The organism is Pseudoxanthomonas suwonensis 11-1, assembly GCF_000185965.1.
GTDB classification, from domain to species: Bacteria; Pseudomonadota; Gammaproteobacteria; order Xanthomonadales; family Xanthomonadaceae; genus Pseudoxanthomonas; species Pseudoxanthomonas suwonensis_A.
Genome location: NC_014924.1, coordinates 3270546 through 3290914 on the forward strand (window position 1 = coordinate 3270546; position 20369 = coordinate 3290914).

Below are 20369 nucleotides of genomic sequence, written 5' to 3' on the forward strand. Positions count from 1 at the left end.
CTCAACCGCGCGCCAGCAATGCTTCCACTTCGCCGCGCGTAGGCGCATGGGCACCGGCACGGGTGCAGGCCACCGCGGCGGTTGCAGCAGCGAAGCGCGCGTGTTCGCGCAGCGATGCTTCGGGCCGTAGAAGGCGGCTGGCCAGGAAGCCGCCAATGCAGGCATCACCGGCACCCACGGTATCCACCACCTCCACCGCGAAGGCCGGCTGGGCGACGTGCACATCGCAGGCGTACACATCCATGCCTGCGCTGCCCCGGGTGTAGAGCAGCACCGCCGCGGGTGCCAGCGCGCGCACGTGCGCCAACGCTGCCTCGGCTTCCAGTTGCGGATAGATATGGCGCAGGTCCTCGTCCGAGATCTTCAGCACCGAGGCGCGCGCGGCCAGGCGTTCGAACAGCTCCGCGTAATCCGGCCCCATCAGGTTGCGGCAGTTGGGATCGAAGCTGACCGGCACACCGGCATCGGCCAGGCAAAGGGCAAGCGACACCAGGCGTTCTCCCAGCGGCTGCCGGACCAGGCTGATGCAGCCAAAGTGGGCGAACTGGCAGGCCGCTTCCCAACCAGGCGGAAGCACGGACTCGTCGAAGGCCAGGTCCGCCGCCTTCTCGCCGAGGAAGAAATAGCGCGGCGGATCCAGCTGGTGGACCACCGCCAGCAGCGGCGGCCGTGCCACCACCTGCATGAAGCGCGGATCCAGCCCGGCCTCCCGCGAAAGCTCCACGATGCGCGCGCCGAACAGGTCATCGCTCACTGCACCGCCCCAGCCCGTCGCCACGCCGAGAGTGGCCGCCACCCGTGCCACGTTCCAGCAGGCGCCGCCGGCGATGCTGCGCCAGCTGTCCTCGCCGGTGCGGACCAGGTCGGTCAGGGCTTCGCCGAACACGGCGAGACGTGGCAGGTCAGGCGCGGTCATCGTGGGTCTGGGTCAGGCGGATAAAAAGGCGGCCGGCGGGCGTGCAGCATGACCCGACCGGCCGAGAGAGGGCCACCGCTGCCGTCCTGGTGGTGGCCACGGGAGATGCATCCAGGGCGGCGCGGCACGCCGCGGCGCCTCAGGTTTCGGCCGGCGCCACGGCCACGCGACCGGACAGGATCCCGGCACGCACCATCAGTCCATACGCGGCGATGCAGGCGTAGCAGGCCACCGGCACCAGCAGGGCAAGGGCCAGGCCGACGTGATCGGCCACCAGGCCCATCAGCAGCGGCACGATCGCGCCGCCGACGATGGCCAGGCACAGCAGGCCGGAGCCGCCGGCCGTGTCCTCGCCCAGCCCGTCGATCGACAGGGTGAAGATGGTCGGGAACATCACCGAGTTGAACAGGCCGATCGACAGGATCGCCACCGCCGCCCCCGTGCCTTCCAGCACCGTGGCAGCGAGCAGGCCCAGGGTCGCCGCGCCGATCGCGCAGGCGGCCAACACCAGGCCAGCCGGCACGAAGCGCAGCACCACCGAGCCGATGAAGCGACCGACCATGGCCAGCCCCCAGTACACCGCGATCAGGTTGCCGGCCGCGTGCTCGCTGCCGGTCGCGCCGACCATGATCAGGTAGTTGACCAGGGCGCTGCCCACCGCGACCTCGGCGCCGACGTACAGGAAGATCGACAGCGCGCCCAGGCTCAGGCGCGGGATCCCCAGCAGGCGCAGGTAGTCGCCCTGGCGGATCGCATGCACGGCCGGCACCGGAGAACGGCGCAGCCACCAGCACAGGGCGGCCAGGCCCACCAACACCGCGGCGATGATCATGTAGGGCAGGCGCACGTGGCTGGCCTGCTCCACCCGGAACGCGGCCAGCGCGACCTCGTCCATCCCGGGCGCAGGCTCGGCCACGCCGGCGGCCAGGATCAGGGCCGAGCCGAACAGCGGACCGAGCATGGTGCCGAAGGAGTTGAACGCCTGGGCAAGGGTCAGGCGGCTATGCGCACGCGCCGGATCGCCCAGGCCAGCGGCCAGCGGATTGGCCGCCACCTGGACCACGGTGATGCCCGCGGCCAGCACGAACAACGCGGCAAGGAAGGCCGGATACCAGCCCATCGAAGCAGCCGGCGAGAACATCAGGCAGCCACTGGCCATCACCACCAGGCCCAGGACGATGCCGCGCATGTAGCCGATGCGGCTGACCAGCAGGGCCGCCGGGATCGAGACCACGAAATAGGCGAGGAAGAAGCAGAACTGGGTCAGCATCGCCTCGGCGTAGCCGAGCGAAAAGGTCGCCTTCAGCTTGGGGATCAGCACGTCGACCAGGACGGTGCAGAAGCCCCACGCGAAGAACAGGGCGATGACCAGCGGCAACAGCCGCGACGAACCAGCCGCGCCGGTCCCGGCGCTGGCTTCACTGCTGGCTGCAACGTGCATCCCCTGCTCTCCCCCGGGTGTAAGGCGGATAACGTTACCCGCCGGCAGCGGCCTGCAGCATTCTGCGATGCAACACGAGAGAGAGGCGGCCCGGCGGCCGGTCAGCGCAGGCCGTAATGCAGGGCGATACCGGCGAACACCGCGGCACCGACCCAGTTGTTGTGCAGGAAGGCACGGAAGCAGGCCGCGCGCTCGCGGTGGCGGGCCATGACGAACTCCTGCACCACCAGCGCCGTGGCCACGCCCAGGCCGATCCAGTACGGCAGGCCCAGCCCGGCCTGGCGGCCCACCAGGGCCAGCGCCAGCAGCACCAGCGCGTAGAGCACCCCCTGCGCGACCAGGTCCAGGTCGCCGAACAGGATCGCCGTGGACTTCGAGCCGGCACGGATGTCGTCCTCGCGGTCGACCATCGCATACCAGGTGTCGTAGGCCGTGGCCCAGAGGATGTTGGCGCAGTACAGCAGCCAGGCCAGCGCCGGCACCTCGCCCCGCACCGCGGCGAAGGCCATCGGGATGCCCCAGCCGAAGGCCATGCCCAGGTAGACCTGCGGCAGGTAGGTGTAGCGCTTGAGGTAGGGATAGGTGGCCGCCAGGAACAGGCCGCCAATGCTGAGCAGGATGGTCAGCCCGTTGAGCGTCAGCACCAGGGCGAACGCGACCAGCATCAGCACCGCGAATACCGCCAGGGCCTCGCGCCCGGACACTGCACCGGTGGCCAGGGGGCGGTCGCGGGTACGCTCGACCTTCGGGTCCAGCCAGCGATCGGCGTAGTCGTTGATCACGCAGCCGGCGGAGCGGGTCAGCCACACGCCCGCGGTGAACACGAACAGGGTCCAGGGGTCCGGCACGCCCTCGGCGGCCAGCCACAGCGCCCACCAGGTCGGCCAGAGAAGCAGCAGCACGCCGATCGGGCGATCGCCGCGGACCAGCTTCCAGTACTGCCCAAGGCGCCAGCGCCAGCCGCGGTCCGCCGCGCTGCCCGGCTCGTAACGTTCGTAAGCCATGGCCGGAAGGTTAGCAGGCCGGCACGAGGTGCCGGCCTGCCGTCCATCGTCAGGTGTTGCCCGACTTGTACTCGTAGTAGCCGTAGCTGTAGTAGCCGGTGGCCCGCTTCTCGACCGCGTTGAAGATCGTGCCCTTGACCTGCACGCCGTTCTGCTCGAAGCGCTTCATGGTCAGCAGGATTTCCTTGGCCTGGTTGAGGCCGAAGCGGGTCACCAGCAGGCTCGAACCGGCGTGGGAAGCGACGATGGCCGCGTCGGTCACCGCCAGGATCGGCGGGGTATCGACGATGACCAGGTCGTAGCGCGACGACAGCGTCTCGAGGATCTGCTTGAAGCGCGGGTGCATCAGCAGCTCGGACGGGTTCGGCGGGATGTCGCCACGCACGATGTAGTGCATGTTCGGCAGTTCCGCGACCTCGTGAACGGCGGCCTCGACGTCTACCTTGCCGACCAGCACGTCCGACAGGCCGTCCTTGTGGCTTACGCCCAGGATCTTGTGCAGGGTGCCCTTGCGCATGTCGGCGTCGATCACCAGCACCCGCTGCCCACCCTGCGCGATCACGGCACCGAGGTTGGCCGACACGAAGGTCTTGCCGACACCCGGACGCGGACCGGAGATGGTCAGGATGTTGTTCTTCGCCTCCAACATCGCGAAGTGCAGGCTGGTACGCAGGCTGCGCAGCGCCTCCACCGCCAGGTCAGCCGGCTCGGCGACCGCCAGCAGGTGCTGGCGACCATCGGCACGGATGTGGTGCAGGCCCTTGCGATCCCGCTTGGCCGAGGGCAGCGCCTTGGAGTTGCTAAGCGGGATGGCGGCGTAGACCGGCAGCCCAAGCTCCTCGATAACTGCAGGATCCTCGATGCCCGGGTTCAGCATGCGCTGCAGGAACACAACCGCCATAGCGAGAAAAGCACCCAACATCGTGGCCACGAGGACAACGAGACCCTTACGAGGCTTCACCGGCTCGGTGATGTTGACGGCGGCAGGATCGACAATGCGCACATTGCCCACGGTGCCAGCTCGTGCCACATCCAGCTGCTGTGCCTGGTTGAGCAACGCCGTATACAGCTCGTTGCTGACCTGGAGGTCTCGGGTCAGGCGCAGCAGCTCCTGCTGCGTATCGGGCAGCTCGCTCACCTGACGACGGAATCCCGCCTTCCGGGACTCCAGCTCACCGAGCTGGTTCAACAGGGCGCGGTAAGCTGGATGGTCACGGGTGAAGCTGCGATCCATCTCCGCCTGCTTCAGGCGCAGCTGCTGGATGCTGGTCTCGACAGCGACCTCCTGCTCCAGCAGACCCTTGGTCTGCATGGTGATGTCCACAGAGTTGGCCGTCGACTGGTACTTGGCCATTGCCGCCTGGGCTTCCTCCACCTGCTTGCGCACCGTAGGCAACTGGTCCTTGACGAACTGGAGCTGGGCAGCAGCTTCGGCGGAACTGCGCTCGACGTTCTGACGGACGTAAGCCTCGGTCACCTTGCTCACCACGGCTTCGGCACGCGCCGGATCGGTGTGCTCGTAGGAAACCTGCAGGATGCCGGAGTCCTTACCCTGCTCCGATGCTCGAATCTCATTCTGGAGCTCCACAAGCACGTCCAGCCTGCGGTGCTTCACGACGTTGAATACCATGCCGGGATTAGCCTTCAAGGTCGCGACTTCCGCAACCAATGTCCCGGCCTGTGCCGTTTCCCCGGCCTTGCCGCGCGCAAGCTCATTGCCGTCGTCGTCACGCAGCACGTAACCGCCTTCGCCGTCGAGAACCTCAAGCGTGAGGTCGGTATCGATCAGCGAGGTCGGAACGTCCAGACGCTCGAACTGGAGCAACTCACCGCCCCAGCCATAACTGTTCAGACCCCATACCGACTTGGCCACTGCATCGGGCTCGTCCACCACAAAACGCCTCGCTATGAGCCCACCAATGAGCGGGAACGTGCGCGGCTCCACATCGATATCGAGGTGCAATTCGTCCACCGCCGCACCCACAACAGTGCGCGACTTCAGCAACGCGATTTCAGTGGTAGCGGCTACGCTGCCGCTACCGGCCAGCGAAGTGAGGTCAGCCAGCCCGGGGATGGTCGGCATCTTGGATTCGACCTGTACCATTGCCTGGGCACGATAGACCGGCGCCGTCAGGAGCACATAGGCCACACTCAGGAGGAAGAACGCAACGGTGGCGGCGAGGATCAGCCACTTCCTGTCCAAGAGCACACCGAGCAGCTCACGCAGGTCGATCTCGTTCTCGGCGCCGGGCGTGCCAGCCGCTGTTTCCTTGCCCATTGATTTCATTCCGTATTGTTCGGAGAGGTGCTGCGGGAGCAGCATTACTTGATGTAGGGGAGCCAGCTTTCCACGCAATCGTCGATCAGGCGATAAACGTGCTCGAAGGCTTCCTTGTGCTGGCGGTAGGGGTCGGGAATTTCCCGCTGGCCCCGCCACTTGCCGAGAAGAAAGGTCTTGCCGCTGACTTGGGGAACCTCACGCGCGATCCTGGCCTGGTGTGCGTGTTCCATGACCAGGATCAGGTCCGCTGCCGCCAGTACAGAAGGCGTAGCCTGCCTGGCCTTGTGGGTGTCCGGGTCGATTCCCGCCTCGCGCAGCAGAGCCGCGGCCTCGGGGTCTACGGGACGTCCTGCCAGCGCCTGCAGGCCGGCTGACGAAACTTCGATCCCCCCGCGCTCCTGGAGCCTGTGCTTCATCACCAGTTCCGCGGTCGGACTCCGACAGATGTTGCCAATGCAGACGAATAGCAGCTTCCTGAACACGCGATGCAGGTCCCTCCGTGCCTCACTCGACTAATCGCCCGAGCAGCACGCGGCCCGGCCGGGGGCGCAAGCTTACCTGATGACGCCACGGGATGCTGCAGTGCGATGATGTGAAGGTTTCGTCTATAAGCCATTGATCAGTTTGACAACGGCCCTGGAAGTTGGTTATGTTCCAGTCCGTGTAGTTGCCCGCCAAATTCTCAGGAGCAAGCCCCCATGAAGACCAAGGTTGCAGGTCTGGCCGTCGTACTCGGCTTACTGGCCCCGTCGTACGCCATGGCGCAGGAAGGATCGGAAAACGCGGGTACGCCCGCTCCCAAGCAGTTCAAGAAGAGCCCCAACTGGCGCACCGTGGGCTATACCGCCGGCGCTACGGCGGTGGGCATCTGGGCGCTTGATCGCCTCAACAAAGGCAAGGGCGGCATCATTCCGGGTGGCGATGACGGTGAGGATCCGGGTGACGGCGGCGGCGGCACTGGTACGGGTGGCACTGGCGGTACCGGTGGTACCGGCGGCACTGGTGGTACCGGTGGCACTGGCGGTACCGGTGGCACTGGCGGCTGAGAAGTCCCGCCATGCCTGAACACAGGGGCCCGCCGGCCTTCAGCGCCTGGCGGGCCTTCTCGTGTATGGGGGTCCAGCGCCCCCCTGTTCTACGAATGGAAGCGACATGAAACGAGCCTTATGGTCCGGCGCGGCTGCGCTGATGGCGATCACTCTTATTTCCGGTTGCGCGTGGGCCCCTGGCCAGCATCTGGCCCGCACCAAGCCCGGTCCGGGACAGATCCGCACCTCAGGCAACGACCAACTCGATCTGGTAGCAATCACGCCGAAGCTGATCGCCATGGAGCAGGCAGCCCAGTCGAGCCAGCAGGTGCCGCAAGCGCTGCTCGATTACGAGCCTGAGCCTTACCGAATCGGCGCCGGTGATGTCCTCTACATCACTGTCTGGGATCACCCGGAACTTACGGTCCCCGCCGGCCCGCAGCAGCAGGGCAACCTTGCCGGCCGCCTGGTCCAGGGCGATGGCACCCTTTTCTATCCCTACCTGGGCAAGATCCAGGCCGCTGGACTGACCCCGTCCGAACTGCGCGAGACGCTGACCAAGCGACTCGCTTCCGTGATCCAGCAGCCGCAGCTGGACGTCTCGATCCTGAACTACGCGAGCCAGCGGGTCTGGGTTTCGGGCGCCGCCCAGCAGGCAGCCGTGGTCCCGCTGACCATCGTTCCCCTGACCTTGCAGGATGCGATCAGCAACGCTGGCTACAACGCCAGCCAGGCCGATCTTTCCGGCGTCCGCCTTACCCGCGACGGCGTGAGCTACACCCTGGACATGTCCAGGCTGGGCGGCAAGCCGATCTACCTGCGCGCGGACGACCAGATCTATATCCCATACCTGGACTCGAAGGAAGTCTTCGTCGTCGGTGAGGTCAACCAGCCGGGAGCGCAGAACTTCAAGACGGGCAGCATCAGCCTGAGCCAGGCCCTGGGCCGCTCGCGCGGTCTCGCCCAGGCTACCTCCAATGGCAATGCGGTCTACGTGATCCGCGGCGCCCAGCCGGATGCGCTTGAGCAAAGTCCCTCTGTGGTCTACCAGCTGGAAGCGAAGTCGCCCGCTGCATTCGCGGTTGCAAGCCAGTTCGAACTGGTACCTGGCGATGTCGTGTTCGTTGGTGCGGCGGGCATTACCCGCTGGAGCCGCTTCGTGAACCAGTTGCTGCCGTTTACCGGCATCATCAGCAACGCCGCCAGCGCCAGCAACGATCTCTCCAACAACTGACGGCTATCGTGCGCACGAGTCCCGTCTCCTGGGGGAAGCACTCCCGCCTCTCCGCCAGTGCGGCACCCGGCCGTGGCATCGCGTTGGCAGGCGTCGGCCTGATGGTCCTGCTGCTGACTGGCTGCGGGACGCTCCAGAGGGGCGTGGATATGGCTCGCGGGGCCGTTTTCGGCCCCAAGGGTGTGCGTCCGGCGCCCGAGGAAGTCGCGGCGAGTCCGTACGCCCAGTTGTTGATTGAAGACGACGCAGTCAGCGCCGTCATGCTACTTGGCAACGACGATGACGGCCGGACTGCCTGGTTTACCGACCAGCACGTGGTGTTCCTGTGCGAAGGCGACCTGGTGTGCGGCACGCATGGGCTGTCCGCTCGCCTGGACGACATGCGCATCGTCGGCCCCAACCCGTTCGTCGACCTGCGTGCGATCGGCCAGGCACCTTTCACGGTAGATCGCCGCTACGACTGGCATGACGGCTACCGGTATGGGGTCCAAGTGACCGGTACTGTTCGTCGCGTCGGCGAGGAAGAGGTCGAGATCCTTGAGCGCAAGCGCACCCTGGTGCGCTACGAGGAGCAACTCTCGGGCGGCGTGGACGGCAAGAACATCTACTGGATCGACCCTGCCACCGGCCAGCTCCGGAAGAGCCGGCAACTGGTGGCCCCAGGCCACTATGCCGAGATCGAGATCCTGAAGCCGTATCGCAGGAGGGTGCAGTGAGTCCGTCGCAGGGCTTCGCGTCCGTGGTGATGCTGGTCGCGCTTGTCGCGGCTCCGTCGGCCGTGCGCGCGGCAGCGCAGCTAACCGTGTCCGTCGAAGGCGCCGTGCAGGCCCCTGGTGCCCAGCAACATGAGGTCGGCAGCCGTTTTTCGGATGCGCTTGAAGCCGCGGCACCCCGCCGGGATGCTTATGCGCTCGGAGCCTCTGTTTTCCGCGCGACTGCGCAAGCCGCGCAGGTCCGGCAACGAGCCGGCCTGTTGCACGACCTCAAACTGGTGGCAGAGGCTAACGAAGTGCCGGCCGCCGTGGCGAGCCGCGCGGCGGCGTTGCACGCGTGGGTGGAAGGTCTGCCCGCCACCGGGCGCGTTCCCCTTGAGGGCAACGTGCGTCGGCTCGAGGTTTCGCTGGGCGACAGCAACAGCCTTCTGGCCAATGGCGATCGCCTTTTCCTGCCGGAGCGTCCGGACACCGTGACCGTGACCGGGGCCGTCCAGACACCCTGTTTGCTACCGCATGTCCCTGATCGGGATGCAGTCGCCTATGCAAGCGCGTGCCTTGTCGATACCCGTGCCGCCGATCCGGACGCGCTTATCGTGATCCAGCCCGACGGACACATCGCCGAACTTGGCGTCGCCATGTGGAACCGTAGCCCGGCACAAGCGCTGGCGCCCGGAGCAATCGTCCTCGTGCCTTTCCGTCTTCGGCATATCGCGCGCCTCACTCCGGAACTGAACAGCGAGCTGGCCAGCTTCCTGGCTACCCAGCCACTGCCGCATGACCCGTTGGGGTTGCCATGAGTCATCGTCTGCGCCGCGTACTTCCGCCGCTCAGCATGTTGAGTCTGGCCATATGTGGCGGGCTCCACGCCGAGGTTCCTGCGACCCAGAACGACTGGGGCGGCATCGGCCTGATGCAGACGCCCACGGCCCGCATGGCCGAAGAGGGTGAGTTCGCCTTCACCGTCGGCCATATCTCCCCTTACACCCACTACAACGTAGCGATGCAACCTTTCCCGTGGCTGGAAGGTATCTATCGCTATACCAATGTAGCCGCCGTCCCGTATGCCGCAAGCAAGGGAAGGCAGCACTACAAGGACAAGTCGATCGATTTCAAGCTGCGGCTGTGGGAGGAAGGGCGGTGGCTGCCCGCGGTTGCTGTCGGCGCCCGTGACTTCGGCGGCACTGGCCTGTTCTCCACCGAGTACGTCGTCGCCAGCAAGCGCTTCGGGGATTTCGACGCCAGCGTGGGCTTCGCCACCGGCTACCTCGGTAGCAACGGCGGCATCCGCAACCCGCTTGGCATGATCGACAGCGATTTCGACACGCGGCCTGATCCGACCAGTGCAATCGTCAATGCCGGCAAGGTCGGTCTTCGGTACCTGGGGCACGGCGAAATCGGCGTCTTTGGTGGCGTGTCCTGGCAGACCCCCTGGGATCCGCTGCTGGTCAAGGTCGAGTACGACGGCCACGATTACAGCGCCGAACCAGGCGTGCGCTGGCTGCCACAGGATTCGCGCTTCAACATCGGCCTGCACTACACCCCCAAACCCGGCGTGCGTCTCACCCTGGGCTGGGAGCGCGGCAACGAGCTGCAGGCGAGCCTCGCGCTGCACAGCAACCTCAAGAACGCGGCACGCGTGGCAGGTCCGCTCGACCCGCCCAGGATCCCGATGCGCGAAAGCGCGATGGCTTCCACCCCCGACACGGAGGCTGGCAACAGCCCGATGGAAGCGGCTGCGTGGGATCACCCCGCAGGCACCGGAACCGCAGGCGTGGAGAGCGCAATTGGCGACTTCCCGCTGCTTCCGGGACATACCTGGGACAGCGTGCGGCAGCAGCTGATTGAGAATGCAGGCTTCTACCTGCGCAAGGTCGAGGTCAGCGGCGACGAGTTGATCCTGCACGGCAACCAGACGCTGTCCATCTATATCGCGGACAGCCTGGGACGCACCGCGCGTGTGCTCGACAACGTGGTCGATCCCAGCGTGGAGTGGTTCACCGTAGCCCACGACCGGCAGGACATGCCGATCGCGCAGACCAGCGTCTCGCGCAGTGCGATGGCCGCCTATGTGCGCCGCGATATCGACCTCGACACGATGGCGCGCAGCATCGAGCTGAACCCGCCAGGTAGCTCCCGCGAGGGCGACATCGTCTACGACCGGCCTATGGACAGGCGCTTGCGTTATGGCCTGGCTCCCGGCCTGAAGGAGATCATCGGCGGTCCGGACGACTTCATCCTGTACCAGCTGACCGCCAACGCTTCCGCGTCCTGGTCCTTCAGCCGCAGCACCTGGTTCGCCGGCGTGGTGGCCATCGATCTGGACAACAACTTCTACAAGTTCCAGTACGACGCGCCCAGCAACCTGCCGCGCGTGCGCACGGACATGCGGCAGTACGTGACCACCTCGGACGTCACGATCCCGAACCTGCAGCTGACGACCACCCATGCGCTTGGCCGCGATCTCTATGGCATGGCCTACGCGGGTCTGCTTGAAAGCATGTTCGCGGGCGTCGGCGGCGAACTCCTGTACCGCCCCGTCGGCGAACGCTGGGCCCTGGGTGTGAACGCAAACTGGGTCAAGCAGCGCGATTACGACCAGCGTTTCTCGTTCCGGGACTACAAGGTCGCCACGGGCCACGCCACCCTTTATTACGACTTCGGCCAGGAACACCGGGTCCATGTCGCGACCTCCGCCGGCCGTTACCTGGCCGGCGACTGGGGCGTGACCCTGGATGTGTCGCGCATCTTCAACAATGGCGTGGCAATGGGTGCCTGGGCCACAAAGACCAACGTTTCCTCCGCCGAGTTCGGCGAGGGCAGTTTCGACAAGGGCATCTATGTGTCGGTGCCTGTGGACCTGTTGCTCCGTCGCTCGACCAGGCAGCGCGCCGATCTGGTGTGGCAACCGCTCGTACGTGACGGTGGCGCGCGACTCGCTCGTCGTTACAGCCTCTACCAGATGACTGGCGAACGGGACCAACACTTCTTTTTCGAGAATATTAAATACATTGACCCATAGCTGTTAGGAATAACAAGGATCGGTTTCTTGGATGCTATCCTCGCCCCAAGCTTTTGCTGCAATGCAACAACCCAAGAGGGAGGGGACCTCACCAGGCCTGCGCCGATCCGCACCACGGAAGGACCATTCAGTCATGTTGCTTATGCCAGTCAATCAAGAAACGGCCAGCGTGCGAACCACCAGTAACGTCACGGCCGCGTTCAACGCAGTCCTGCGCCTTGGCGATCCGGCCATGCTCATCGCAGGTGCGGCCTTCGCGCACTGGGTGCGCTTTGGAACGCCCATCCTCCAGGTCGAGTACGTCCGCCTGGTGGTCCTCACCACGGTGTTCGCGCTCCTCGTCCTCAGTTCCAAGATGTACAGGAGCTGGCGTGGCCGGGGACTTTCCGCCGAGGTCATGCACCTCGGGTTCCGCTGGTCGTTGGTTTTCATCGGCGTCGTTCTGTACGCCACCGCGACCCAGCTGACGGTCGAGCTGTCCCGTTTGTGGTTGGGTACCTGGTTTGCCGCCAGCTTGGGCGGTGCGGTGTTGCTACGCTTCATTATCCGTGGCATCGCCGCCTGGGTACGCGCGCGTGGCATGGACCTGCGCACCGCCGTCATCGTCGGCGGCAACCCGGATGCCCAGCGCATCGTCGATACGATGCGCCAGAACCCCTGGATGGGCATCAAGCTCCGTGGCTGGTTCTCGACCAGCGCGGACCGTTGCGCGCTGGAAACGGTCAAGCCGATGGGACGCGTGGACGGGCTCGCCGAGTTCGTCGAAAAGAACCACATCGATCAGGTCTGGATCGCGCTGCCGATGCGTGAGCAGGGCCAGATCGCCAATGTGCTACGCCAGCTCGACCACTCCACCACCGACATCAAGTTCCTGCCCGACCTGTTCGGCCTGGAGCTGCTGAACCACTCGGTGGAGAGCATCGCCGGCCTGCCGATCATCAACCTGCGCTCCAGCCCGCTCGACGGCAATGCCCGCCTGATCAAGGCGATCGAGGACAAGATACTGGCCTCGATCATCCTCCTGCTGATCTCGCCGCTGCTGGCACTGATCGCCATCGGCATCAAGCTGAGCGACCCGGGACCGGTGATCTTCAAGCAGCTGCGGCATGGCATGGGGGGCAAGCCGATCGAGGTCTGGAAGTTCCGCAGCATGCGGATGCACAAGGAAGAGGAAGGACGCATCACCCAGGCGACCAAGGGCGACCCGCGCATTTTCCCGTTCGGTGGCTTCCTGCGCCGCACCAGCCTCGATGAGCTCCCGCAGTTCATCAACGTGCTGCAGGGCCGCATGTCCATCGTCGGTCCGCGCCCGCATCCCCTTGCGCTGAACGAGCAGTTCAAGACCCTGGTCGACCGCTACATGCAGCGCCACCGGGTCAAGCCCGGCATCACCGGCTGGGCGCAGGTAAATGGATTCCGCGGCGAGACGGATACCGTCGAGAAGATGGCGCAGCGCGTCAGGTACGACCTGTACTACCTCCAGAACTGGTCGCTCTGGCTGGACCTGCGCATCGTATTCATGACCGTATTCAAGGGTTTCGTCGGTCAGAACGCTTACTGACTTAGCAACACAAGCAGCAAAGCCCAGCAACCAGCGCCGCGGGAGGCACGACCTCCTGCGCGCGCTCCCGCTTTCATTTGTTCTTACTGGAATCGAACACGCATGAAGATCGCTATCGCCGGAACCGGCTACGTGGGCCTCTCCAACGCCATCCTGCTTGCTCAGAACCATACCGTCGTCGCCCTGGACATCGATGCAGCCAAGGTCGAAATGCTCAACCGTGGGCAGTCGCCGATCGACGACGCCGAGATCCAGCAGTACCTCTCGGAGAAGAAGCTCGACTTCCGTGCGACCCTGGATAAGCGCGAAGCCTACGAAGGCGCCGACTTCGTCATCATCGCCACCCCCACCGACTACGATCCGGAAACCAACTACTTCAACACAGGCTCGGTCGAGTCGGTGATCCGCGACGTGGTGGCCATCAACCCGAGCGCCACGATGGTCATCAAGTCGACCATCCCGGTCGGCTTCACCGTGGGCGCCCGCCAGAAGTACGGCACCACCAACGTGATTTTCTCGCCCGAGTTCCTGCGCGAGGGCCGTGCGCTGTACGACAACCTGCATCCCAGCCGCATCATCGTCGGCGAGCGCTCCGAGCGCGCCGAGACCTTCGCGAACCTGCTGCAGGAAGGCGCCATCAAGAAGGACTCCCCGGTCCTGTTTACCGACTCCACCGAGGCCGAGGCGATCAAGCTGTTTGCCAACACCTACCTGGCCATGCGTGTTGCATTCTTCAACGAGCTCGACACCTACGCCTGCACCCACGGCCTGGACACCCGCCAGATCATCGAGGGCGTGAGCCTGGACCCACGCGTCGGCGGCCACTACAACAACCCCAGCTTCGGCTACGGCGGCTACTGCCTGCCGAAGGACACCAAGCAGCTGCTGGCCAACTACAACGACGTCCCGCAGAACCTGATCCGCGCGATCGTCGATTCCAATACCACCCGCAAGGACTTCATCGCCCGCGACGTCCTGCGTCGCGAACCAAAGGTCGTCGGCGTGTACCGCCTGATCATGAAGGCCGGCTCGGACAATTTCCGCGCCTCGAGCGTGCAGGGCATCATGAAGCGCATCAAGGCCAAGGGCGTTGAAGTCATCGTGTACGAACCGGTCGTCAAGGACACCGAGTTCTTCCACTCGCGCGTGGTCAACGACCTGCAGGAGTTCAAGAAGCAGGCGGACGTCATCATCGCCAACCGCATTACCGACGACATCCGCGATGTCGCCAACAAGGTCTATAGCCGCGACCTGTTCGGCTCCGACTGATCCTGGGACGAATGGCCAAGACCATGAAGATTCTCGTCACAGGCGCAGCCGGGTTCGTCGGCTTCCACACTACCACCCGGCTGCTAGGTGCTGGCCATGAGGTCGTGGGCATCGACAACCTGAATGCCTATTACGACGTCGGACTCAAGCAGGGCCGGTTGGCCCTGCTCAAGGACCGACCGGGCTTCTCCTTCACGAAGCTCGACCTGGCCGACCGAGCAGGGATGGCGTCCCTGTTCCAGGATCATGCGTTCGACCTGGTCCTGCATCTGGGCGCCCAGGCGGGTGTCCGCTACTCGCTTGAGAATCCGTTCGCCTACCTGGATAGCAACCTCACCGGCATGCTGACCGTCCTGGAAGGTTGCCGGCACAGCGGCGTCAAGCACCTGGTCTACGCCTCCTCCTCGTCGGTGTACGGGTCCAACACCAAGCTGCCGTTCGCCACGGAAGACCGCGTCGACACCCCGGTATCGCTGTATGCCGCCACCAAGAAGGCGGACGAGCTGATGGCGCATACCTATGCGCATCTGTACCGGTTCCCGATCACCGGCCTGCGTTTCTTCACCGTATACGGTCCGTGGGGCCGGCCGGACATGGCGTACTACAAGTTCGCCAATGCCATCATGGCGGGCAAGCCGATCGATGTGTACAACCACGGGGACATGCGCCGGGATTTCACGTACATCGACGACATCGTCGATGCGATCGAAGCGATTGTTGCCCAAGGCCCCAAGCCGAGCGGAATGGATGTGCCGCACAAGGTCTACAACCTTGGCCACAACCATCCCGAGCAACTGCTGGACATGATCGAGCTGCTCGAGGGGCTGCTCGGGAAGCAGGCCGAGAAGCGGATGCTGCCAATGCAACCGGGCGATGTCTACGCCACCTACGCGGACATCAGCGACATCAGCCGCGACTATGGCTACACCACCAAGACCAGCCTGGCGAACGGACTGAAACAGTTCGTCTCCTGGTACCGGAGCTACCATGGCAGTTGATATCGCCACCGACAGTGGCAACCACGACTTCCCCGTAGTGCAGGTCGGCGGCTTCCCGACGGCTTCGGTTTCCCGCCGCAAGCTTGCGCAATGCATGGTGCGGGACTGCATGGCTGCACGCGAAGACAGGGAGAACTGGATCCCGAAGGCTGTGTTTTCCTCCAATGGCCAAGGCATCGCCCTCGCCGGACAGGATCCGGCGTTTGCAGATGCCATGGCTGCGGCCGATATCATCCATGCAGATGGCATGCCGGTGGTCTTTGCAAGCCGCAGGACCGCGCACCCGCTGCCCGAGCGCATCTGCACCACTGATTTTTTTCATGATGCGGCCCAGGCTGCGAGCGAACACAAGCTGCGCTTCTTCATCCTCGGCGCGAAGGAGGAGCAGAACCGGGCCGTAGTCGAGGCCATCCGAAAGCTTTATCCGGACGTCGAGATTGTTGGCCGGCACCATGGATACTTCCCACCGGAGGACGACAAGCGTGTGTGTGACCTCGTCCGCGCGAGTGGAGCGGACGTGCTCTGGGTCGCTCTGGGCAAGCCGCGGCAGGAGTTCTGGTCGATCCGTAATCGCGAGAACCTCAAAGGCGTGGGCTGGATCAAGACCTGCGGCGGCCTCTATTCGTTCCTCACCGGGGACGCTCCGCGAGCACCGGGCTGGATGCAGGCCTTGGGGCTGGAATGGCTCCATCGCGTGGCACTGGATCCCAAGCGGCTCGGCTGGCGATACCTGACCACTAATCCGTATGCGTTCTATCGACTAGTTCGATACACGCGATAAAGACCCGGCGCGACCCGAGCAGCACGCAAGGAATCACCTGATGAGCGCAGCACCACATGCTATCCAGACTCGCGGGGACCTAATGCCCGTAGGCGAGGCTGCTGCGTACTTCGTGCTTTCGGTACTGCTGATCTTCGCATTCGCAGGCTCCTTGGCTATTGGGTTCTTCCCGATCTCCGCCGCCGTCCTAGCCTGTGCGGCTATCTTCTTTTTCTTCTCCAGAAAGTTCTGTCTCATCCTTGTCATAACTGCAACACTTTTCCAGAACCTGATCGTTGCCACAACGGCATACGCCATCTCGGACCTGGAGGTTTTCAGGGCATCGCAGGCAATCAATTTCGTCATCTTCGCGGCACTGGGGACCCTTGCCGGCTGGATACTGTTCTGGGCAAAGGTGCCGCTTCTGAAGCGTGACCGCGGAACCCTTCTCCTCTGCATAGGCTTCATCTGCCTGCTAGTGGCCTACGCTGGATACGGAACATTCCGCTCTACTCCGGGTAGCGTGGCCGCATACTTCCGCCAGTTCTCGACCGTAATTTTCGCTCTGGTCTGCGGGATTCATGTGGGTCGCGATCTTGATCGCCGGTTTGTCCGGGCGGCGATCTCTCTCTTCGCGTTCTTGGTGATCGTCTTCGGCGCCATTGAAATCGCCAGTCCGGACCAGTTCTATTCGATGTTTGGCGTCGAGGACTTCTACAAGCTGAAGCTCCCTACTGAGATTGCGATGCATCAGGCCGATCTCATTGCGGAGTCGTTCACGCAGACTTGGCTGAATTTTAGCGGCCAGTACGCATTAGACATCGAATCCCGCAAGCTGCTCGGGCCCACCCTGCACAACATCAGCTTCGCGTACGCCGCTGCGATCTTCGCCCTGGCCAGCCTCTACTACGGACGTGTCATTCTCGCCCTGTTGTTGATCGCCCTTCTTGTCTTCATCGGCGCGAAGGGGCCCCTGATCATCACCGTCTTCTCCGTGTCCACCTATCTCCTTGCGAGAACCCGAAGCTTGAAGCCCAGGCTGATCGAGGCTGGCGTCATCGGCGTTGCACTTGCGTACAGCACGTTTGTCATCCTGTACGGGATCTCATCGCTTGATATCCACGTCATCGGCCTCTTGGCGGGCCTCAACGGCCTGATCGACAACCCGCTCGGACATGGCTTGGGCGTTGGTGGAAACCTAAGCGACATGGCAAGGGAGGCCCGCAACATCGTCGAGTACCGCAACGAAGGCGTGCCGTTCGCCATTGAAAGCGCGATGGGCGTGCTGATGTACCAAGTCGGCGTGTTCTTTGTCCTCCTAATCATCATCTTCTTCAGGGTGATCGGGAGCTTGAGGCGGGCGATTCCCGCCAACCCTATCAATACGGTCTTCCTGACTTCGGCGTACTTCCTGCTTTGCAACTCGTTCTTCCAGGAGGAAGCCCTCTCTCCTGCTGCAGGCGGACTTTTCTTCCTCCTCTATGGAATTGTTATCTCGCAGCTCCCTCCGGAGGGAGCCATGACCGCCATATCCCAATCGGATCGCAAGCTCCGGGCAGCTATCTCCTGACAAGATGAACTTCATTTATCGTTCTCTCCAGTTCGGTTTCATGCACATATGGCCGGCACTGGTCCTGATTTTCTGCGCCACTTTCCTGCCCGCCGGACAGCTTGGCGCGGTCGCCATCTTCCTTTCGGTAGCCACGCTTTTCCGACCGCTGGTCGGCCTGTCGCTCGGCAGGACGGCGATTCGCAACGCAGGAGCCGCGTTCGCCGAGGGTGGGGACGCAAGGGCCCAGCAGGTAATCGCGCTCGCTACACGACTCGGTTTCGCCATGTCGGCGCTGGGCCTTGTTTTCGTCGTCGTGGCGGTACCGGTCGCCAACCGGATCTATGGGTTGGAAATCTCGGCGAGAGCAGTCGCCTTCGGTGCGTTGTTCATTTACGCATTCGGCCTCACCGAGTTCCTCGACGGGATCATGCGAGCCCAAGGCCACTTCCGCGCACTAGCGTCCGCAGTGATTGCCAGCAGGCTATTTGGAATCCTGCTCTTTGCTGTCGTCTTGCCTTTCGTACCGCAGGTCGAGGCACTTTTCGCATGCCTTGCCTTGGCGGAAGTTTCCTGTGTCGTCCTGCTGGCGCGCCACTTCCTCCCCTCTTTCCGGCGACACGCGGCACCCTCCCTTTTATCCCGCGACAGCGCCTCACTGCTGAAGAACTGCCTGCCCGTCATCATCAATGCGCTGTCCGTCTACCTCTATGCACGGGCGATGGTGATGGTGGCCGGTTTGCATGATTCGGGCGCCGCTCTGGGCGGATTTGAGATGGCAGTTCAGCTGACCAACCTGCCAATGGCCTTGACGATCGTCTGCGCGACCGTCATGTCGCCAGCCATCGCCCGGCTGCATGCGCGCGGTACTGTCAGGAGCCTGGAAACCGCTAGTGCAGCCGCTTCGCAGGCAGCTGCGTTCTCGGTGTGGGCAAACATGCTGGCCGCGGGCTTCCTCATGGTTGTCGGCCCCATGGCAATCCTTTGGTTTTTCCCGGCCATCCCCGGGGCAGCCGTGGTGCTGGCCATCATTGCGCCGCTGGTCGCGCTCAAGGCCTACGCGCAGATCCTTTCGGGTGAGCTTGCCATCGCAACCGGAACCGCCAGCATCGCGGCACGAATCACGATCGTCTACGCCGTCCTGACGGTAGCCCTCGGTTACGCGCTTTCCGCGGTCGATGGCGTCAGGGGCGCGGCCATTGCCATGCTGATCGTCCATACACTCGCCGTGTGGACGACCGTGCGCGTTCTCGGCAGGGAAACGGGACTAAAGATCCGGTATCGCGGCAAGAGCAGCCTTGCGTCGGCGCTGGTCGCTACCGTGCCGACCGCTCTGCTTGTACTCGCCTTGAGGGATCACCCAGCGGCCGCGACGCTTGCAGGCGCAGCGACGTTCCTGCTGCTTGTCGCGGCGACCCAGTATCTGTCGGTCCGCCTTGGCTGGGGCCTGCATGAACCTCTCGTCGACGGGTGGCGCATGCTGCGGAACAAGAACGTCAGTGCCGAGGATGAGGCCTACGCACTTTTTGATGATGAGTCCCGTCCCGAACCAGACGCAAAGGACTATCGGAACGCGCTTGTCCGGTTGATCGGACTCAAATCCCCGGACGGCCTTGCCTTCTGGACGGGAGGCAACGGCGCCGCGGACGTGGTTCCACCACAGGATCACGCGGATATCGTCTATTCGCTCTACCTGATCGGTGAAGGTGAACGCATAGATCCGGGCGCTGCGAAGCGATTCGCGAAGCACCTAGCTGGGCTACCGTTGTACGGAAAGACGCGAAAGGGGCTGAACGCCCATGTGAGCGCATACCTGCTCGCCACGATCCGCATCCTTGTCGAGCTTGGTAAGCTTAACTCCGAGGATGACATCGAGGAGATCTACCAGGATTGGCAGCAGGACCTTCTGTTCGACTCGCTGCTGCTCCCACGCTGGCCGCGCATGTGGTCCCACCATATCTGGCGGGTCAGCCACTGGATCGGCGGCTCCTCTTCGATCCTACTGCACCTTGCCGCTTCGGGCAGGGTCGCGTGGGCCACGAAGGAGCTGCTCCAGCAGGTACTGGATGCCGCCGAGCGCCACATACTCGATCACCACACTGGACTGCTGAGGACGTATCGCTCGAAGCTGCTTCATCGCGGCTTCCGGAAGCTCTACCAGGCGCTACATGACCCCGATATCGCCGATCTCGGCGGCATCGTGCACCTGCTTTGGGTCTACCACGCCATCGACCGGCGCTATGTTGGGTCGGCCGCTCTTTCTGCCGCCGCATCCCGGGAGCTTCGACGCGAGCCGTTCATGGAGTCGGTGCCGTATTGCCTGGATTTCGACATCATCCAGCTCAAACGCACCGCGGAATCCCAGTTCGACAAGGACACTATCGCGCGCGCGGACAGGTTCATAGATGACACTCTCGCGTTCTTCCGCGCACCCCTCAGCTCCACCTACACCCTGCACAAGCTGCCGGGGGCACTGGCGTCGCTGCATGAGTGCGCATTCATCACTGGCCAGGAAAAGGTCAGGGGACTGGAAGTTGAACGCACGGACATCATCCGAGTGGCGTACTGGCTTTAGTACCGGTCGACGATCACC

The 20369-nt window shown here is 64.0% G+C and carries 16 protein-coding genes; 11 read left to right on the forward strand and 5 right to left on the reverse strand.

Annotated features, from left to right (window positions below):
- Position 1: 1 nt before the first annotated feature.
- The 5 genes from PSESU_RS14950 to PSESU_RS14970 form a co-directional block, all read right to left on the reverse strand.
- Entirely contained in the window at positions 2 to 916 is a 915-nt protein-coding gene (locus tag PSESU_RS14950; RefSeq protein ID WP_013536636.1) for a carbohydrate kinase family protein, read from the reverse strand.
- A gap of 139 nt (positions 917 to 1055) precedes the next feature.
- Positions 1056 to 2357: a sugar MFS transporter gene (locus PSESU_RS14955; protein ID WP_013536637.1), complete on the reverse strand. Its 1302-nt coding sequence runs from the start codon at positions 2355 to 2357 to the stop codon at positions 1056 to 1058.
- Positions 2358 to 2458: 101 nt separating this feature from the next.
- The gene (gene ubiA / locus PSESU_RS14960) at positions 2459 to 3361 is read right to left on the reverse strand and encodes a 4-hydroxybenzoate octaprenyltransferase (protein ID WP_013536638.1); all 903 of its coding nucleotides are present in this window, start codon (positions 3359 to 3361) and stop codon (positions 2459 to 2461) included.
- 49 nt (positions 3362 to 3410) lie between these two features.
- Entirely contained in the window at positions 3411 to 5639 is a 2229-nt protein-coding gene (locus tag PSESU_RS14965; protein ID WP_013536639.1) for a polysaccharide biosynthesis tyrosine autokinase, read from the reverse strand.
- Positions 5640 to 5683: 44 nt separating this feature from the next.
- Positions 5684 to 6124, reverse strand: coding sequence for a low molecular weight protein-tyrosine-phosphatase (locus PSESU_RS14970; RefSeq protein WP_013536640.1), 441 nt, complete (start codon positions 6122 to 6124; stop codon positions 5684 to 5686).
- Positions 6125 to 6340: 216 nt separating this feature from the next.
- Here PSESU_RS14970 and PSESU_RS16445 point away from each other — a divergent pair, with 216 nt between their 5' ends.
- From PSESU_RS16445 to PSESU_RS15025, 11 genes are all read left to right on the forward strand, one after another.
- Complete coding sequence (locus tag PSESU_RS16445) at positions 6341 to 6688, forward strand: hypothetical protein (protein ID WP_013536641.1); 348 nt, start codon at positions 6341 to 6343, stop codon at positions 6686 to 6688.
- 106 nt (positions 6689 to 6794) lie between these two features.
- Positions 6795 to 7904, forward strand: coding sequence for a polysaccharide biosynthesis/export family protein (locus PSESU_RS14975; RefSeq protein WP_013536642.1), 1110 nt, complete (start codon positions 6795 to 6797; stop codon positions 7902 to 7904).
- A gap of 101 nt (positions 7905 to 8005) precedes the next feature.
- Positions 8006 to 8620, forward strand: coding sequence for a YjbF family lipoprotein (locus PSESU_RS14980; protein WP_041764212.1), 615 nt, complete (start codon positions 8006 to 8008; stop codon positions 8618 to 8620).
- Positions 8617 to 9417, forward strand: a complete 801-nt coding sequence (locus tag PSESU_RS16040; protein WP_081459329.1) for a capsule biosynthesis GfcC family protein — start codon at positions 8617 to 8619, stop codon at positions 9415 to 9417. The genes PSESU_RS14980 and PSESU_RS16040 overlap by 4 nt, the downstream gene beginning before the upstream one ends.
- Complete coding sequence (locus PSESU_RS14995) at positions 9414 to 11639, forward strand: YjbH domain-containing protein (protein WP_049782381.1); 2226 nt, start codon at positions 9414 to 9416, stop codon at positions 11637 to 11639. Before PSESU_RS16040 ends, PSESU_RS14995 begins: the two co-directional genes overlap by 4 nt.
- 169 nt (positions 11640 to 11808) lie before the next feature.
- Positions 11809 to 13200 carry an undecaprenyl-phosphate glucose phosphotransferase gene (locus PSESU_RS15000; protein WP_233275234.1) on the forward strand — a complete coding sequence of 464 codons (1392 nt, stop codon included), beginning with the start codon at positions 11809 to 11811 and terminating at the stop codon, positions 13198 to 13200.
- 102 nt (positions 13201 to 13302) lie between these two features.
- Entirely contained in the window at positions 13303 to 14469 is a 1167-nt protein-coding gene (locus tag PSESU_RS15005; protein ID WP_013536645.1) for a nucleotide sugar dehydrogenase, read from the forward strand.
- Between the two features lie 23 nt (positions 14470 to 14492).
- Positions 14493 to 15467 carry an NAD-dependent epimerase gene (locus PSESU_RS15010; protein WP_203415164.1) on the forward strand — a complete coding sequence of 325 codons (975 nt, stop codon included), beginning with the start codon at positions 14493 to 14495 and terminating at the stop codon, positions 15465 to 15467.
- Positions 15457 to 16248 carry a WecB/TagA/CpsF family glycosyltransferase gene (locus PSESU_RS15015; protein ID WP_013536647.1) on the forward strand — a complete coding sequence of 264 codons (792 nt, stop codon included), beginning with the start codon at positions 15457 to 15459 and terminating at the stop codon, positions 16246 to 16248. Before PSESU_RS15010 ends, PSESU_RS15015 begins: the two co-directional genes overlap by 11 nt.
- A gap of 40 nt (positions 16249 to 16288) precedes the next feature.
- Entirely contained in the window at positions 16289 to 17797 is a 1509-nt protein-coding gene (locus PSESU_RS15020; protein WP_155942790.1) for a hypothetical protein, read from the forward strand.
- A gap of 4 nt (positions 17798 to 17801) precedes the next feature.
- Positions 17802 to 20351, forward strand: coding sequence for a lipopolysaccharide biosynthesis protein (locus PSESU_RS15025; RefSeq protein WP_013536649.1), 2550 nt, complete (start codon positions 17802 to 17804; stop codon positions 20349 to 20351).
- The last annotated feature ends 18 nt before the right edge of the window (positions 20352 to 20369 follow it).

Bases quoted from the DNA above. Each gene is read 5' to 3' on its own strand.
- PSESU_RS14950 (WP_013536636.1), bottom strand. From the start codon at position 916: ATGACCGCGCCTGACCTGCCACGTCTCGCCGTGTTCGGCGAAGCCCTG.
- PSESU_RS14955 (WP_013536637.1), bottom strand. From the start codon at position 2,357: ATGCACGTTGCAGCCAGCAGTGAAGCCAGCGCCGGGACCGGCGCGGCT.
- ubiA (WP_013536638.1), bottom strand. From the start codon at position 3,361: ATGGCTTACGAACGTTACGAGCCGGGCAGCGCGGCGGACCGCGGCTGG.
- PSESU_RS14965 (WP_013536639.1), bottom strand. From the start codon at position 5,639: ATGGGCAAGGAAACAGCGGCTGGCACGCCCGGCGCCGAGAACGAGATC.
- PSESU_RS16445 (WP_013536641.1), top strand. From the start codon at position 6,341: ATGAAGACCAAGGTTGCAGGTCTGGCCGTCGTACTCGGCTTACTGGCC.
- PSESU_RS14975 (WP_013536642.1), top strand. From the start codon at position 6,795: ATGAAACGAGCCTTATGGTCCGGCGCGGCTGCGCTGATGGCGATCACT.
- PSESU_RS14980 (WP_041764212.1), top strand. From the start codon at position 8,006: ATGGTCCTGCTGCTGACTGGCTGCGGGACGCTCCAGAGGGGCGTGGAT.
- PSESU_RS14995 (WP_049782381.1), top strand. From the start codon at position 9,414: ATGAGTCATCGTCTGCGCCGCGTACTTCCGCCGCTCAGCATGTTGAGT.
- PSESU_RS15005 (WP_013536645.1), top strand. From the start codon at position 13,303: ATGAAGATCGCTATCGCCGGAACCGGCTACGTGGGCCTCTCCAACGCC.
- PSESU_RS15010 (WP_203415164.1), top strand. From the start codon at position 14,493: ATGAAGATTCTCGTCACAGGCGCAGCCGGGTTCGTCGGCTTCCACACT.
- PSESU_RS15015 (WP_013536647.1), top strand. From the start codon at position 15,457: ATGGCAGTTGATATCGCCACCGACAGTGGCAACCACGACTTCCCCGTA.
- PSESU_RS15020 (WP_155942790.1), top strand. From the start codon at position 16,289: ATGAGCGCAGCACCACATGCTATCCAGACTCGCGGGGACCTAATGCCC.
- PSESU_RS15025 (WP_013536649.1), top strand. From the start codon at position 17,802: ATGAACTTCATTTATCGTTCTCTCCAGTTCGGTTTCATGCACATATGG.